This is a genomic window from Acinetobacter sp. NBRC 110496, from assembly GCF_000876115.1.
Lineage (GTDB): Bacteria > Pseudomonadota > Gammaproteobacteria > Pseudomonadales > Moraxellaceae > Acinetobacter.
Window position 1 is genome coordinate 58,238 of sequence record NZ_BBTF01000019.1, and the last position, 15,807, is coordinate 74,044.

18 protein-coding genes are annotated in these 15,807 nt (G+C 41.5%); 8 read left to right on the forward strand and 10 right to left on the reverse strand.

The annotated features are described in order from the left end of the window. Window positions 1-34: 34 nt before the first annotated feature. The 3 genes from Aba26S_RS11180 to Aba26S_RS11190 all read right to left on the reverse strand — a co-directional run bounded on the left by Aba26S_RS11180 (window position 35) and on the right by Aba26S_RS11190 (window position 2,568). Window positions 35-616: a HutD family protein gene (locus tag Aba26S_RS11180; RefSeq protein ID WP_043971964.1), complete on the reverse strand. Its 582-nt coding sequence runs from the start codon at window positions 614-616 to the stop codon at window positions 35-37. Then, window positions 613-1,365, reverse strand: a complete 753-nt coding sequence (hutC, locus tag Aba26S_RS11185) for a histidine utilization repressor (RefSeq protein ID WP_005274495.1) — start codon at window positions 1,363-1,365, stop codon at window positions 613-615. The genes Aba26S_RS11180 and hutC overlap by 4 nt, the downstream gene beginning before the upstream one ends. A gap of 147 nt (window positions 1,366-1,512) precedes the next feature. After that, window positions 1,513-2,568 carry an aromatic ring-hydroxylating dioxygenase subunit alpha gene (locus tag Aba26S_RS11190; protein WP_043971969.1) on the reverse strand — a complete coding sequence of 352 codons (1,056 nt, stop codon included), beginning with the start codon at window positions 2,566-2,568 and terminating at the stop codon, window positions 1,513-1,515. A 165-nt stretch (window positions 2,569-2,733) separates the two neighbouring features. Between Aba26S_RS11190 and Aba26S_RS11195 the strand changes: the two genes are divergently transcribed. The 7 genes from Aba26S_RS11195 to Aba26S_RS11225 all read left to right on the forward strand — a co-directional run bounded on the left by Aba26S_RS11195 (window position 2,734) and on the right by Aba26S_RS11225 (window position 8,425). Next, window positions 2,734-3,666, forward strand: coding sequence for a LysR family transcriptional regulator (locus Aba26S_RS11195; protein ID WP_043971971.1), 933 nt, complete (start codon window positions 2,734-2,736; stop codon window positions 3,664-3,666). A gap of 128 nt (window positions 3,667-3,794) precedes the next feature. Next, window positions 3,795-4,745 (forward strand): allantoinase PuuE, encoded by a 951-nt coding sequence (gene puuE, locus Aba26S_RS11200; RefSeq protein WP_005242167.1) that lies wholly within the window; start codon window positions 3,795-3,797, stop codon window positions 4,743-4,745. A 101-nt stretch (window positions 4,746-4,846) separates the two neighbouring features. Then, window positions 4,847-5,419, forward strand: a complete 573-nt coding sequence (locus Aba26S_RS11205; protein ID WP_043971973.1) for a dihydrofolate reductase family protein — start codon at window positions 4,847-4,849, stop codon at window positions 5,417-5,419. A 228-nt stretch (window positions 5,420-5,647) separates the two neighbouring features. After that, window positions 5,648-5,893, forward strand: a complete 246-nt coding sequence (locus Aba26S_RS11210; RefSeq protein ID WP_010590119.1) for a zinc ribbon domain-containing protein — start codon at window positions 5,648-5,650, stop codon at window positions 5,891-5,893. Between the two features lie 133 nt (window positions 5,894-6,026). Further along, window positions 6,027-7,202 (forward strand): OmpA family protein, encoded by a 1,176-nt coding sequence (locus Aba26S_RS11215; protein WP_043971975.1) that lies wholly within the window; start codon window positions 6,027-6,029, stop codon window positions 7,200-7,202. A gap of 356 nt (window positions 7,203-7,558) precedes the next feature. Further along, window positions 7,559-8,008 carry a hypothetical protein gene (locus Aba26S_RS11220; protein WP_043971977.1) on the forward strand — a complete coding sequence of 150 codons (450 nt, stop codon included), beginning with the start codon at window positions 7,559-7,561 and terminating at the stop codon, window positions 8,006-8,008. Between the two features lie 63 nt (window positions 8,009-8,071). After that, window positions 8,072-8,425, forward strand: a complete 354-nt coding sequence (locus Aba26S_RS11225; RefSeq protein ID WP_043971979.1) for a hypothetical protein — start codon at window positions 8,072-8,074, stop codon at window positions 8,423-8,425. An 82-nt stretch (window positions 8,426-8,507) separates the two neighbouring features. On the opposite strand, the gene Aba26S_RS11230 is transcribed toward Aba26S_RS11225, so the two are convergent. The 6 genes from Aba26S_RS11230 to Aba26S_RS11255 form a co-directional block, all read right to left on the reverse strand. Next, window positions 8,508-9,962, reverse strand: a complete 1,455-nt coding sequence (locus Aba26S_RS11230; RefSeq protein ID WP_043971981.1) for an amidohydrolase family protein — start codon at window positions 9,960-9,962, stop codon at window positions 8,508-8,510. Beyond that, window positions 9,959-10,753, reverse strand: coding sequence for an ABC transporter permease (locus Aba26S_RS11235; RefSeq protein WP_005242174.1), 795 nt, complete (start codon window positions 10,751-10,753; stop codon window positions 9,959-9,961). The genes Aba26S_RS11230 and Aba26S_RS11235 overlap by 4 nt, the downstream gene beginning before the upstream one ends. Further along, window positions 10,746-11,567, reverse strand: a complete 822-nt coding sequence (locus Aba26S_RS11240) for an ABC transporter ATP-binding protein (RefSeq protein WP_043971984.1) — start codon at window positions 11,565-11,567, stop codon at window positions 10,746-10,748. Before Aba26S_RS11240 ends, Aba26S_RS11235 begins: the two co-directional genes overlap by 8 nt. Before the next feature lie 77 nt (window positions 11,568-11,644). Beyond that, the gene (locus Aba26S_RS11245) at window positions 11,645-12,637 is read right to left on the reverse strand and encodes an ABC transporter substrate-binding protein (RefSeq protein WP_043971986.1); all 993 of its coding nucleotides are present in this window, start codon (window positions 12,635-12,637) and stop codon (window positions 11,645-11,647) included. Window positions 12,638-13,006: 369 nt separating this feature from the next. Further along, window positions 13,007-13,441: an SMI1/KNR4 family protein gene (locus Aba26S_RS11250; RefSeq protein ID WP_081408446.1), complete on the reverse strand. Its 435-nt coding sequence runs from the start codon at window positions 13,439-13,441 to the stop codon at window positions 13,007-13,009. Window positions 13,442-13,578: 137 nt separating this feature from the next. Further along, window positions 13,579-13,728, reverse strand: a complete 150-nt coding sequence (locus tag Aba26S_RS11255) for a hypothetical protein (protein ID WP_155522870.1) — start codon at window positions 13,726-13,728, stop codon at window positions 13,579-13,581. A gap of 134 nt (window positions 13,729-13,862) precedes the next feature. On the opposite strand from Aba26S_RS11255, the gene Aba26S_RS11260 reads away from it, so the two are divergent. Further along, complete coding sequence (locus tag Aba26S_RS11260) at window positions 13,863-14,876, forward strand: isopenicillin N synthase family oxygenase (protein ID WP_043971996.1); 1,014 nt, start codon at window positions 13,863-13,865, stop codon at window positions 14,874-14,876. Between the two features lie 93 nt (window positions 14,877-14,969). Here Aba26S_RS11260 and Aba26S_RS11265 read toward each other — a convergent pair whose 3' ends face one another. Next, on the reverse strand, window positions 14,970-15,761 hold the full coding sequence (locus Aba26S_RS11265; protein ID WP_043971992.1) for a hypothetical protein: 792 nt from the start codon (window positions 15,759-15,761) through the stop codon (window positions 14,970-14,972). Window positions 15,762-15,807: the final 46 nt, after the last annotated feature.

The window sequence follows — 15,807 nt, forward strand, 5'->3', positions numbered from 1 at the left end:
GAGGTTGCATGTGTTTTAAGAAAAAGTAAAAAACTTAATTTTTCGTGAGTTCGATCAGACAAGCTTGCTTTAAACGCTGTGATTTTAAAACCAGTTTTTTCAATGCTTTTTGCTGCTCTATTTTAAGACTCTCATGCTGGGCTAAACAGAAAAGCTGTTGTTCTACTTCAATTTCTAATGTTTCTGGACTCTGATTGAAAATAAAAATCAGATCGGCTGAACTGAAAATCTCAGAACTCGTTGGCTCACATATCCATTGATAACGAGAACACCATTTTTCAGGATTATAGATCAGATTAAAGTCCCGAATCGGCCCATCGCTGAGTTTACAACTGGTCGTGCTATCTCCACTAAATTGGGCGGACTGTAAGGTTTGCAGATGCTCAGAACCATCATCAATCTTCAGTATAATACCAGCACCCTCCAATACTGTAAGGATGCGCTGCATGCCATCAAACTTGGAAAAGTCACCCGAAGTTTTGACATCCGCCATCGAAATACGCCAATCAAACGCATCCAGACTGTCCCCGTCGCTTCTGGCGAGCTCTACGGTATAGCCCGCACCATTCTTCCACAGCATCTGCTGATAATCAGATACGCTTAACTGTTGAATCATTGGGTAAATTTACCTTCCAGATAGTAACGGCTACCTGGATAAATCAATCGAGCGCTGGAAATCAGCTGTTTATTCGACCAAGTGCGACGACGAATCAATAGACACGGTTCAGTCTTATTGATTTTCAGCCATTTGCATTCTTGTGCAGAAGCAAGAATCGCTGTGACCACATGCTCACCCTCGGTCACAGGTGCTTTCGACATCAAATACGCATTCGGTGTAATGCTTTTAAAGTCTTGTGACAAGTAATCAGGAATCAACATCGGATCGACCAATCGGTCTTCAATCTGTACAGGCACATCATTTTCATAATGCACAATGATCGAGTGAAAAAGCTTTTGCCCTTCACGCATCTGCATCAACATGCTTTGCTCGGCATTGGCCTGAATTTGTTCCAGCACCAAGACTTCGGCATGATGTTTATGGTTTCGGGCAATGATTTCTTCGGCAATATTATTGACATGAAATAAAGCGGTACGCCCTTGCCCTTCGGCAACAAAAGAACCAACACCTTGAATACGCACCAATAAACCTTCACTAGTCAGTTCGCGTAAGGCACGGTTCACGGTCATGCGGCTACAGCCGAGTAAATTGACCAATTCACTCTCTGAAGGAATCTTTTTATTAACTGTCCATGTTCCCTCATAAATTTTTTGTGAAATCATTTGTTTCACGCGCAAATACAATGGAACTGGACTATCTTCTTCTAAGGACAAATCTAAATCGTTTTGCTTTGTCGCTCTTGACATTGACTAAAACTCATACTAAATATTTTAAGGCATTGTATCTTTATTTTATGACAATTGTATATACAAGCCTATACATATAAAATTTTCCAGTTCCATTATTTTATTTACTCTTTTTAATCTCCATAGAAAATACGGTTATTTCTAAAGCTAGACGGTGTATCGTTTGCTTAACCCCCATTCTGCCAAAATACGACGATACATAGTCGAAGAACGATCTGCTTCAAAATGCGCTTCCATACTTATATCCAAAGGCAATTCTTCTGGCTTTTGCGCCTCAACCATCTCCTGATCTTCAGCAAAAATCTGCGCATTAAAATCATAAACCGCCTGTAAATCACCCGTGGTATCAAAATTACGAGTTAATGGTACAAATAAACGGGTCTTGTTATGCGAGACCGGACAACAGGCGTTTAAAATCTTGAGCACCCCGTCATTCGGAAAATGAATGGTCAGCACTGCTGAAAATGGTGGATAAACATCAAAGATTCTTTCCCACAAGAAATCATCGGGTGCTAAATGCTGCATGCCATGCGGATAGTTGCTGACGTTACTGGTGTAGTTTGTATGCAAGCCATAATTGGTACGTTCAGTCGAATATTTAGGTACCACCGGATTATCTCGATCGGCAAAAGCCTGATGATGTACCCAAGCAAAATGTGCAACATCAATAAAGCCTTCCAGTTGACGGCCACTTGAGCCTGCAATATCTACAGAAGGTGGCAAAATGGCTTGATGTGCCTCATTCTCCCATGTCTCTAACACGGGAAAATTCGCCAAATGTTCATCTCTGCCCAAAATGCTGGTCCAAACCAAGCCATATTTTAAAACCACTGGAAACTTAGTCAGCGAAAAGCGCTCTGAGATTTTGGTTAAGTCAGGCTGAGCGGGGATTTTGCTACATTTGCCCTCTTCATTAAAATGTAGCCCGTGATAAGGACAAATCAAAGTGTCTCCCTCAACCCAACCTTTACTCAAAGGTACACCACGATGTGGACAAATATCCCGAGCCAAATGAATCTGCCCTGTTTCGGTCTTATACAAAGCTAGATTCATATCCAATAAAGTCACTTGCTGAGGTTTGCTACTCACATCTTCAATGCGTGCAACGGGATACCAATGTTGTGCAAGAATCTGCCAATCCTGATCATCAAATTGGCTATGGCATGGCTTATTTGGAAGATTGATGAATGGAATTGCGTTCATATCCTGTGCTCGTTATTTCGTCTTTCCTCTGTTGTTTGCAGTGTGGAATAGATCATTATTTTCGTCTATTAGAATGATTTACATGACTCATTCTAAAAATTAGAACAGTCTAGGCACTAAAATTGCTTTTGTATTAAAACCTGCTTTATCTCAAGTGAGTTTGCAATGGCCTTGCCATTTTCACGTTTTGCCGATTATTTTATTGCCGTTGCCAAAACAGGTAGTTTAAGAAAAGCGGCCGATCAACTGTTTATTTCTGTCTCCGCGGTACATCGACAAATCGTTTTGGCAGAAGAAGAACTCGGCGTGGCTTTATTTGAACGTTTGCCCAGTGGACTCAAGCTGACTTTGGCAGGCGAATTGCTGTATGCCGATCTACGCAGCTGGCAAAAAGAGTTTCAAATCACCCAGAAACGTTTGAATGAAATTCAAGGGATACAACGTGGTTCAATTGATTTTGGGATGATCGCAGCACTCAGTGAAAGCTTTGTCAGTGCGGTGATGCAGTCTATTATTCAGCAATATCCCTGGATTAATTTTAAGCTTCGTGTCTTGGACAGTGATCGTATCGCGGATCTGGTGATCAATGCTGAGCTCGACTTTGGTCTGATTCTCAACCCTAAACATCAGCACCAATTACAGATCGGTGCTTTTATTGAAATGCCCTTGGGTTTCGTGATTCCCAAACAACATCCGTTAGCCCATAAAGAAAAAATCTACTTCTCCAATACACTGGAATTCAATCATATTGTTCCCGCCGAGCCTTTGGTTATTCATGACCATGTTACGGCCTTATATAAAAAGCAGGACTTTCACCCACGTCATACCATCGAGTGCAATGATATCCATATGATGATTTCATTGCTCAGACAGAACTTAGGCATCAGCATCATGAGTTATCTAGATGCAGCCCCTTATATTGAAAATGGTGAGTTTGAATTTAGAGCAATCAATGACCATGGCCTACATCCAATTACCGTTGCACTTTGTGTTGCACCAAAACGGCAACTTTCTCGGATTGCGCAAATCATGATGAATCAAATCATTATCGAAATGGAGGCACTAAAATCGCGCATGTTAAAGAACATTCATCAATAACATAGTATTTTTGCACCAAAATAAAACACATAAACCACTGATTTAAATCAATATAATATTTGACACTCAAAGATTTTATCGGTTAAGTTGATGTGAAGATTCACCTTTTTCACGATTCAGGCATTACTATGGTTTGGCCCAATATAGACATTAACTTAACAGCAGATTATCCACGTGATATGGTCGGTTATGCCAATCAACCGCCCCATGCCCAATGGCCGAATCAAGCGAAAATTGCGGTGCAATTTGTGCTGAATTATGAAGAAGGCGGTGAAAAACATATTCTGCATGGCGATGAAGGGTCAGAACAGTTTTTGTCTGAAATCAGTGGTGCTGAAAGTTATCCTGCACGACACCTTTCAATGGACTCGATTTATGAATATGGCTCACGGGTCGGTTTTTGGCGCATTCAGCAGGAATTTGCCAAACGTCAATTGCCTATGACCATTTTTGCCGTTGCAATGGCTTTGCAACGGAATCCTTTGGTGGTCGAAGCGATCAAACAACACAACTATGATGTGGTATCGCATGGCTTACGCTGGATTCATTATCAAAATATGGATATTGAAACTGAGAAACAACATATGGATGAAGCCATGCATATCCTCAAAGATTTGTTTGGTGAAATGCCAACGGGCTGGTATACAGGCCGCGATAGCCCCAATACCCGCCAATTATTGGCGGAATATGATCAGGTGCAATATGACAGTGATTATTACGGCGATGACTTACCTTTTTGGACAACGCTCAGCAATGCAGCGGGTGCTACACGCCCACATTTAATTATTCCTTATACGCTAGATACCAATGACATGAAATTTGCATCTCCTACGGGTTTTAATCGTAGTGAGGATTTTTTTGAATATTTAAAAGATGCTTTCGATGTTTTATACGCCGAGGGTGCAACCTCACCCAAGATGCTTTCTATTGGCATGCATTGCCGTATTTTAGGACGTCCTGCCCGCTTTAAGGCACTGCAACGTTTCTTGGATTATGTGCAAAATCATGATCGGGTCTGGATTTGCACCCGTCAGCAGATTGCGGAGCATTGGTATACGCATCATCCTCTTCAAGCTTAGGCTTTTTAAAACGTCATAAGGTGTCGTTTAGCCGATTCAAACAATTTACTCAAAGAAAATAAGTTCTAAGATACTCCTTTTAAAATAAGGAGATGATCAGGATGAAAGTACAATATTTTGCAGCGAGTACACTAGACGGATTTATTGCGACCGAAGATGACTCTCTAGAATGGTTATTTGCATTAGGCGAACTAAACAACTCAAGTTATCCCACGTTTATTGCAAATGTTGGTGCTTTGGTCATGGGCTCGGCAACTTATCAATGGATGCTAAATCATGCAGAGCAAGTCGCTGCCGAAACAGGTTCATCATGGCCCTACTCTCAGCCAACTTGGGTATTTTCTAGCCGTAAACTGCCCTTGATTGAAGGTGCAAATATCCATTTTGTGCAAGGAGAAATCGCTCCTGTTTATGCTGAAATACAATCCGTCATTGGGGATAAAAATATCTGGATTGTAGGTGGTGGCGAATTAGCGGGCCAGTTTTATGATGCAAATTTGCTTGATGAACTTATTATACAAATCGGTTCAGTCACCCTTGGGAAAGGAAAAGCACTTTTCCCTCGAAGATTACTCGCTCCAACACTTAAATTGATCTCTGTTCATCCAATGGGTGAAGATATGGTTGAGTTACATTATACCGTTGAACATAAAACAAAATTAGCAGAATGCTGAAAGCCTTAAACGGTCTATTTGCCTTACCGTAGATAGTAGCAAGGCAATCGAAAAACACCTCAACTCAATCTAAATAGCCCATTCTGTTAAATAAAATGGGTTATTCGGACGAATTTTCCAATCTTTGAACTGATACAATTTTATGACCTGATTGCAAATCGACGAGATATGTTTATACGACATTTGTTAATGCCTAAATGGAAAATAACTTAAAAAGGAAGAACACTTATGGCGCTTATTTCATGCCCCGAATGCAGCCGTCAGGTTTCGACCCAAGCCAATTCCTGCCCGCATTGCGGCTATCCACTGCAGACACAACATAGAGCGCCTGAGTCAAAGGGATTGCAATCAACGCATGTCTGGAGCCGCTCCATCACGGCTCTCGGCGCTTGGTTGGTGATACCCTGGATCGCGCGACTCCTCTTCGGACTAGCGGTGCTGGTATTTGTCTATCTCTCGCTCAAGAGCCAATGAATAACCTTAATTAAAGAACTACATCGCCTTGTTGTACATGTGGTTTTTTGTAGCCGAAGATCGGCATTCAAAGGACTTAACGCGACTCAATTAAAAACAAAACACAGTCAACATATAAGTAGGGTGATTATTCATGTCTTCAATCAACAGATTCATGGTGCTGGGAATGGCATTGCTCGTTTGCGCCTGCACAAAGTCACCCTCAACTGATGAGGATAATGCCAATACCCAGCCGAAAACAGCCAGATCAGCAGTGAAGTCCGCTGGAGATATCGACTTCCCAGTGATCCCGCAAATCGTCGTGCCAGAGATTATAGGCATTGGCCCAGCCCAACGAGCGTTGGAAACATCAATGCAAGACATCATTGATCCAGTCGCAGGCATTAGTGTCAAACCGGCCAACTGTGCCGCCGACGGCGCATTACTCAACGATGCGGGCATTACCAGCATGGATGCGCAAGGCAATCTGTCGCGCAACGGCGATGAAGGCATCTTTCATGTCAACGCAGACGGTAGTGGTACCGCCAACTATGAAGGCGGTGTCATCGTCGTCAACGCAGATGGCAGTGGTACAATCAACGGCAATGGTGACGGTGGTGCTGACGATGGGATCATCTCGGTCGAAGCCGATGGTTCGGGCACATATAATGGCAAGTACGGCATCATTGTGCTAGATGGCAAAGGCGGTGGCACATGGAACGGCGACCACGGGGTGATTCGTAACCAAGGTGATGGTTCAGGCAGTTGGAACGGCCCGCAAGGCATTGTCACCATCAACGCCGACGGCAGCGGTACATGGAATGGTCCGCACGGGTTGGTGAGCAACGACGGTAAAGGCAATGGCAGCATCGGTACACCAGCACGTCAAGTGAAAATGGCACCAATTCCCAAGGTCGCGCCAGCCGGCAAGTTTCCGCCATTAAAAAAATTTGCTCCTCTAGGTGCGCCATGTGGGTTCATCATCACACTCAATGATCAGGTGTTGTTCGATTTCGACAAGTCGGATATCCGTCCTGATGCAGCCACGGTGCTGGACACCTTAGCTGTAGCCTTGCGGAAAGTGCCAGCCAAGACAATAGAAATCCGTGGTCATACCGACGCCAAGGGCAGTGATGCTTACAATCTAAATTTATCCGAGCGTCGTGCCAAATCAGTAAGCATGGCCTTGCGCCAGCGTGGTGCTGCAACCGACGCCAGCACACATGGTTACGGCGAGTCGCAGCCAGTGGCACCCAATGAGGTCAGTGGCCAAGACAACCCTGCCGGTCGACAGTTGAATCGACGGGTGGAAATCTTCGTACGCACTTAATACGGTATGGTTGAATTAGATTATCCAGTTGATCGTAGTAGCGTGATTGGATGGGTAGAATTTTAACGTTCTAAACAGCCTGTTTTACCTACCGTGAAGATCGCACTAAGGTAATCAGAGATTACTAAAACACAATCTAAATGACCTTCTTTGTTGAATAAAATGGGTTATTCGGAGTAAGTTTTCCAATTTTTAGCTGATACAATTTTATGATCTGATTGCGAATCGACGAGATGCATTTATACGACACTTCTTAATGCTCAAATGGGAAATAACCAATTACGATCAAACTAAAATTTTAATCAGTCTCATTATTAAAATGGTAAGTAATGATGCAATTTTTGGAGATATGAATCATGAAATATGATGATGCTTCTTGGCATTATGGAGGTGACTTCCCTGTCGATCTTCCACAAGAGGCTGGTGCAACCCATATTGGAATGTTTTTAACATGGATGCTTTTGCACAATTTTGCTAGTGAAGAATTAATTGAATATTCACAAGATGCAATTGAGCATCTAAAGACAAAAAAAATTACAGGAGCGCATTTTCTCATTAATGAACTTGATGAAAAGCTCACTGACAATGATTTTAGTGAAGAAGGTAATGCTTTTGCTCTGGCGTATTACGAAGGATTAAATAATGATAGTCGATATATTGATGACTACTTGCTTAGCTTTTCGGTAGATACGAATAACGTGTATAGAGTCGCTGATACTTGGGAAAATTACGACAAATTGGCAAGCCATATTGATGCAAGGTATTGCAGGTGGGTCATGGATGGTAGACCCCAATATATTGCTTAAACTCATAAAAAAATTGTTCCGTATAAATTTAACTGTCGAATTAAATAATAAAGGAGATAGGCAATGATCCAAATAGTTACAATACGTGATTTATACGAGACAGCAATTAGAGCAAAGGAAAATGAATGGATTTATGTCAATCTAATAGCTTGGAATAAATCCCCGAAAGAAAGTATTTTTTTCATTATTTCGGAGGAAGAAGTCGATAATCTACCAGATGAAAAAGTTTATGAATCAGATGATGGAGCATTTTTGCCTATAGCATTACAAGAGCTATATTTGTCACCATGGATGGAAATAAGTACTTTAAAAGGTGTTATCGAAAACCTTAAATTAATATCAAACAATTTTAACGATGAATCTTTCATTCAAGGCATCAATTATTATCGAGAATACGATACTTTTTTGGATGCCTGAAAGTTAAGCATTAATTTCATCCTATATCTGACAATGCATATTTAAAATAAACCACTATCAGATATCTGTAAATCAATATCGCTTAGGCTATTTTCGCCATGTCCATACTTCGCTGTTGTAACAACTTCACCGCTTGCTTGGCTTGCCAAGCCAACTCCATCATATCCAGATCAGGAATCTGATCATTTTCCATCACCATTTTCCCTGCTACAAACATCGCCTTAATATGCGCTCGTCCGCCACTTGCCACAGGCCCAATCGCCATATCATGCAAGCCAAAATAACGAGGATCATCTAACTGATAAATGACCAAGTCCGCCTGTTGGCCCACCTCAATTGTACCGACTTGATCGAGTCCCAATATCTTGGCACCGCCTACCGTTCCCCAACGGATTACATCCTCAATACTGGCAGCATCTGCACCGCCTTCAAATTGTCCACCCTGATATTGTGGTGTTGCCAGCATCCCTTTTCGGGCCCGTTGTAATAACCAAGCGGCATGGGTTTCAGACAACATATCTGCGGCTTCATTGGAACCCGCACCATCCACCCCAATCGAAATGGTCATACCTGCCTGTTCCAGAGCAACAAGATCAGCAATACCGCTACCCAAACGTGCATTACTCTGCGGACAGTGCGCGATTCCTGTTTGAGTTTGGCCTAACAACTGAATTTCTTCGGGCAATAATTTCACCAGATGCGCAAACCAAACATCACTGCCAATCCAGTCCTGTTCAGCACAGAATTGGACTGGGGTCATAGCAAACTTGGCTCTAGCTGCATCCAGATAATCCACCGTTTCAGATAAATGGCTATGCATCCGAATCCCCCATTGTCTGGCGATTTTGGCACTTTCCCTTAATTGCTGTGCTGTGGTCGAATGCAAGGTTGAAGTCGGTGCCATCACGATTTTTCGGAAAGCATTTGAATCTGGCTGATGATAGTGCTGCACCAAACGCTCAATATCCGCTATATAGTCTTCAAATTTCTCAGGACGTAAGGCTTGAGGTAACTCACTTTCCAAACCACGCGTTAAGGTTGCACCACCACGACACAGCACAAAGCGCATACCCAATTTTTCGGCTTCATCAAATAAAATTGCAGCGCCATCAAACGGCATTTGTGGCCAATATAAATAATGATGGTCTGCTACCGTTGCACACCCTGAACGTAATAATTCAATTAAGCCAATACGCACTGCAATCCGAAAAGTCGCTTCATCGAATGCACCACGAAATCGATACGGCGTACTGGCAAGCCATGAGGTCAGGTTTTGATTCAACCCTTGTGGTTCACCCTTGAGTAAAGACTGAAATAAATGATGATGGGTATTCACCCATGCTGGGTAAATCACACAATCTTTGGCATTCACAATCTGCTCATTCGGCTGAGCGATTAGCCGCCCTATTTCCGTAATTTGTCCTGATTGAATGCGGATATCGGTGGATGTGCAACGTGCTGCATCTCCAGATAATCCCGTCAAAATGGCATGGGCATTTTGAATTAAATAACTTTGATTTAATTGCATTAAACTCATACTTGCTCACTCTCATGCCATTTGCTTAAAAACAACTGGCTTAATAAGGACATCAATACAAATAAGCCCAGACCCGTACAGGTAATCAGGAATAATGCAGCAAACATCAAGGGTAAATCCAACTGAAAACCTGCTTGTAAGATTTGATAAGCCAAGCCTGCACTGGTGCCACCCGCACCTGCAACAAACTCGGAAACTACAGCACCAATCAGTGCCAAACCACAAGAAATCCGTAAGCCACCAAAGAAATAAGGCAAAGCATTCGGCACCCTTAAACGCATTAGAATTTGCCAGCGACTGGCTTTGTTGATTTGGAAAAGGTTAAGCAAACCTTTATTGACACTACGCAAACCTAAGGTGGTATTGGTCAGTATTGGAAAAACCGCAACCAGCATGGCACACACCACCAATGCCAAAGTGGTATTTTGAATCCAGATGATGACCAGAGGTGCGATTGCAACAATCGGTGTGACCTGAAATAAAATGGCATACGGCATAAAACAGGCTTCGAGCACACGGCTTTGTACAAACACAAAGGCCACTAATGTTCCAATGATCACGGCGCAAGTAAAAGCCAATAAAGTGATTTTTAAAGTTACCCATAAACTACCAAATAGCACATTGGACTGATTGATCATTGCCATGACAATATCACTGGGTTTAGGCACGACATAAACAGGCACTTCCAGTTGTTGAAAACTCAGTTGCCAAAACATGAGAAAAATCAGACCAAGCCCAAGTGGAGCAGCAATACGTTGTACGGTTGGATGTTGTAGCAATGGTTTAATCATGAGCATGTCCTCCGCTTGCCTCAGCCAATAATTGTGATAGATGCGAACATTGTTGAATAAAAATGTCTGAGCTTCGGAAAGACTCATCACGTTGATAAGGCCCTTTAATCTTCAGATCTGCCACTACGCGCCCTGGTCGTGCCCCCATCACAATAACTCGTGAAGACAGATACACCGCTTCATAAATACTATGCGTGACAAACACCACCGTTAAATCTCGTTCTGACCATAATTGACGGATATCACTGTCGAGTTTATGACGGGTAAATTCATCCAATGCCCCAAAAGGTTCATCCATCAGTAATAAATCAGGTTCAGTCACCAAAGCTCTGGCCAAGGAAGCACGCATTTGCATGCCACCCGAAAGTTCACGCGGATAAGCTTTGCTAAACTTTTCCAAACCAACGGCTTTTAAAGCAGCTTGGACTTTGGGCGTACTGGTTGATTTGGCAATATGCTGTAAATCCAAAGGTAAACGTACATTGTCTTCGATATTGGCCCAGGGCATTAGCGTTGCTTCTTGAAATACCATGGCCATTTTGCATTGAGATTGTATTTCAGCCTTACCATTCCAGCGCACCAAACCTGCAGAAGGTTGTTCCAGATCGGCAAACATTTTGAGCAAGGTACTTTTACCGCAGCCTGATGGCCCTAGTAATGAAACAATTTCACCACGGGCAATGTTTAAATCGAGTCGCTGTAAGGCATTGGTCCCATTTGGATAGGTTTTTTCAACTCCTCTGGCCATAATCATCGGCGTGATAAAGGTTGAAGATTCATGTATTGGTGTATCAATTGGTAAAGCAGAATTCATGTGGTTTCCCCTTCGTGCGAGTGCCCTATTTTGTTAACCCTTTCACCATGACTTCCTTCTAAGGGAAGTATCTCAGGTTATTTGGCAGCTTTAACAAACTGCGTGGTATAAGCGGTTTTCCAATTGGTTTGAGCTTTGAGTAAACCTGCATTTACCATAAAATCTCGCGTTGCTTTCCAACGTGCGTCTGTCATGACACCAATGCCTTGGGTCTTGGCATCGCCACCATCAATCAGTTTTAATTTGCGCATTTGCCCGACTGCAAAAGTCAGTAGTTCATCATTCATATTCGGGTTTTCTTTTTTAATGATGCTATTGCCCAAACGTGGATCAGCTAAATAGTTTTTCCATCCTTCCATCGATGCTTGGACAAAACGGCGCAGCACATCAGGTTTATTTTGAATGACATCATTGCGGGTCACTAAAATACCGCCATAAGCTGGATAACCTGCATCAGCAAATAAAAAGAAATTACTCGAAGGTTCTGCTTTTTTCGCCTGAAACACTTCTGAGGTGGCATAGGCTTGCTGGACTACATTTTTACCTGCTAGGAATGGCTGCATATTGAAGGTATAAGGGCGTGCCTGTGCGGCATCTAATTTGTATTTGCCTTTTAACCACGGCCACCAGCTTGCTTGTCCACTGGTTGAGACCAAAATCGTTTTTCCTTTCAGATCGGCCAAAGACTTTACATCGCTGTGAGTTAACACACCTTGGGGATCAAACTGGAATGGTGCTGCAACGGCTTTGATAGGAAAGTTACTTTCGATGCCTTTTAAGACCTGTAGGTCATAATTAATAATAATATCGGCACGTTTTGAAAGTAATAAGGTCATGTTATTGACCTGTGGCCCACCGATTTTAATATCGACATCAAGCCCGTATTTTTTATAAATTCCTTGTGCCAGTGCTTGGTAATAACCACCTTGCTCGGCTTGTGCAAACCACGTGGTTTGTAAAACCAATTTATCGGCTGCAAAACTGGTTGAGCTGAGCACTGTACCTAGCCCCAATAACGCGCCCGCGATAACAGTACGTCGCCCTTTGCCCACATAGTGCTGAATATTCATATTAAGCCCCCTAAATCTGTATGGATTCATCTTGCTATTCTTTTTAGGGGGTCAATCAGTGTATAAGCTACACATTTCTCTCAAAGCCAAATCAATTGGCTTTGTCCCCAAAAGAGGAACAGCAAACGCTGTAGAGCAATGTCCCGTATGTTTGCAACATACTGACCGCTTATACTCAATTATGATTTAGCAAGCTCTATGCCAAGATTGATTTGATCTTGTTTTTTATAGCAATTCTCTAGCTTGGATTTATTATTAGTTGTTTTCAGGTGAATCAACTGCATTGTGTCTTTGCTTTTAAGTGCAGTTTAATGGTGCGTTACCACCTACTCAACGCACCTTACAAGTGCTATTCTCACATGAAAATTTTTATCGCTCATTTAATGTTTTTCCTTTGTAATTTATCAATAAGTCTTCTAATGAGTTCGCCGATTGCTCTACAAATGCAATATCCATAACACCCATTCCAACTTCGAAAATCTCGCCGGCTTCATTGATCAAAACTGCTTGACCGCCATTATCATCACCAATCATAAAATAGTCAGGCAGATACTTCTCGACCTCATAATCATTATTTCTTTCAGGCAGATCTTGGACTTCATGAAGGGTAAGGTTCCCTTGTGAATAAAGACCATTACAAATCAAAAGAAAATCTTCATATGCTTTAGGAAGTTTTATGAATATTTTACTCTTAACCTCATTTATCAAATCAATATTGGCTGGGGGATTTAAATAAAAATACTTTTTTAAGCAGCGATTTTTCCATTTTAGAACTCCTAAATTTTCGAAAAGGTAATTGTTCAGACTTTTTGTTTAATGCATTACTTTTTCTACCACTTTAGTAAACATAAGCTAGGCTTTATTAGATTCAAGTCAAAAGTAAATCACAAATTAAATCATTAGGCGTCATTCTATCCTCATATAAATGAGTGTGTAATGTTTCAAATTTCAATATTTTCACAAGAAATTGCAGCGTTTCTCGTCATATTGACCTGTTTCACTTTATAAACTGGCACAAAAAGTGCTTCTTTCTTTCCGTCAGAGTAGAAGCGTTCAGCATAGTCAGTTACATCGACTGTTATGCGGGTCATTGCTCAGAAATCAGCTCACTTTTTTATAAAAGCTTTCTCTTATGGAAAAAGTGCGGCTCTTTTTTGAATGTGACCCCATCTCTTTCAATCTATTTGATTGGGTCACGGTTTATCCAAAAGATGAGGTTGAAAATATGAATAGCGCCAATATGACTCCAATCGCTGAACATGACTACAGCTTAGAAGAACTGCAAAAAGAAGCGCGTATGGGAGCTTTGGGTCAAGAAACTTTTGAACGAGAAGTTCGAGTAATTGATTTATCTGACTTCGAACAACGCAAATATGAAATTGCGGAGCAACTCTGGGCGGCTGCCACTGATATTGGTTTCTTTCAGGTCTCGCATCACGGTATTCCACTTGAGCAGATTCAAACTGCATTTGACATGACACAACAGTTTTTTGCTCTGCCTGAACCGGTCAAAGCACGCTACCCACTCCATCGAAATGCAGGTTGGGAAAGCAAAGCTCAAGTTCGTCCATCAACCAGTACCCCAGACCAGAAAGAATCCTACCAAATCACTCGTCCACGTATGGCTGGGCTTTATCCAACCGAGCAAGAGCTACCTGATTTTAAAAATACCATGCTTGAATTTGAACAGGCCTGTTGGCACGTTGGTATGAAAATACTCTCCTGTTTTGCTTATAAACTGGGTTTTGCCGATAACTTCTTTAGCCTTGCCCATGATCCTGAACAAGACAGTTATCAAAGTACTTTAAGAATGCTGCATTACTATGCCATTGATCCAGCTTTAAAAGATCAATTGGGTCTATGGCGTGCAGGCGCACATACCGATTTTGATTGTTTAACCTTATTGTTCCAACGTAATGGTCAAGGTGGTCTGCAAGTCTGTCCAGGTAAAGATATGGAACAGCAACAATGGACCAGTATCGAACCACGGGATGATGTGATCACCTGTAATATTGGCGATATGTTGATGCGTTGGAGTGATGATCAGTTACCTTCTAATTTCCATCGAGTCAAAAATCCAGAAGCAGATGAGTATCAAGGAGCGCGTTATAGTCTGGCCTTCTTCTGCCAAGCCAATGAAGATGTACTGATTAAAAGCCCCCAACAGAAATATCCAGCAATTACAGCGAAGGAATATTTAAAACAAAGAATTAGTGCAAATTTTAAAGGGAAATACTAATTATTTAGATAGAGTTGAAGTAATTTTTGAATCCTATCTAATCGTTAATTCATTGTAGACAGAGGCAGATTGTCTCTGTCTGCTATTAGACAATTATCGATTTATTTTTCTCGTTTCTGATCTTTTCCGTGATCTATTCTTGGTTCTTTTAGCTGCCACTTTTTGGGGAATCATGATTTTTCCAGTGCCTAAGCCTCTGAAAAAATAGTTAACAAGATAAATGAATAAAAAACCGAAATAGAAAAATGGAAATATCGTAATAGTGCTAATGCATGCTTCCCAAAAAAGTACACCAATCCGATAATTATAACTTAGCTGGATGAGTGCCCCTCTACGGCTACCATCCTGAAAGGAAATTTCATCATGGATAAAATGTAGGATACCGATTAAGAGGAATAAGAGAAACATCCCTGAAACTATCATTTTTTTAATTAATGGTTTCTCCAACCATGGATATTTCTTAGATGCTTTAAACTCAGCCTGAAAAAATTTACTATAAATTTTTTCCTGAAACACCTTGCCCACACCCACTCTCTTAATGAATAAGACGCACAAATAACCGCCGAAGATAGATGTTATAATCGTATAATAAATACTTGAAAGAATAGTAAAAAATGGTAGTGGTCCTTTAGTCCCTACCGTAATCAACATCTGCTCTGTGATATAACGATAAATCTCATACTGCCACTGATTGCGAGGATATGCTGGAAATAAAAATAACGGTAAAATGAATACAATAATCAAAAGGCTAATATGTATTTTCGCCTGTCTTTTTTCTTTAGCTCGTTGTTCGTGCGCCAAACGTCTTTGTTCTAATTTTTCTTGCTTCTTTTGCTTTGTGTGCTGCTCAAGCAATTCTCTTGCTACATAACGTTTTGTTGACATAGAAAATCAATATTTCTGTTTTATATAAAAAATCTTAATTAGAAAA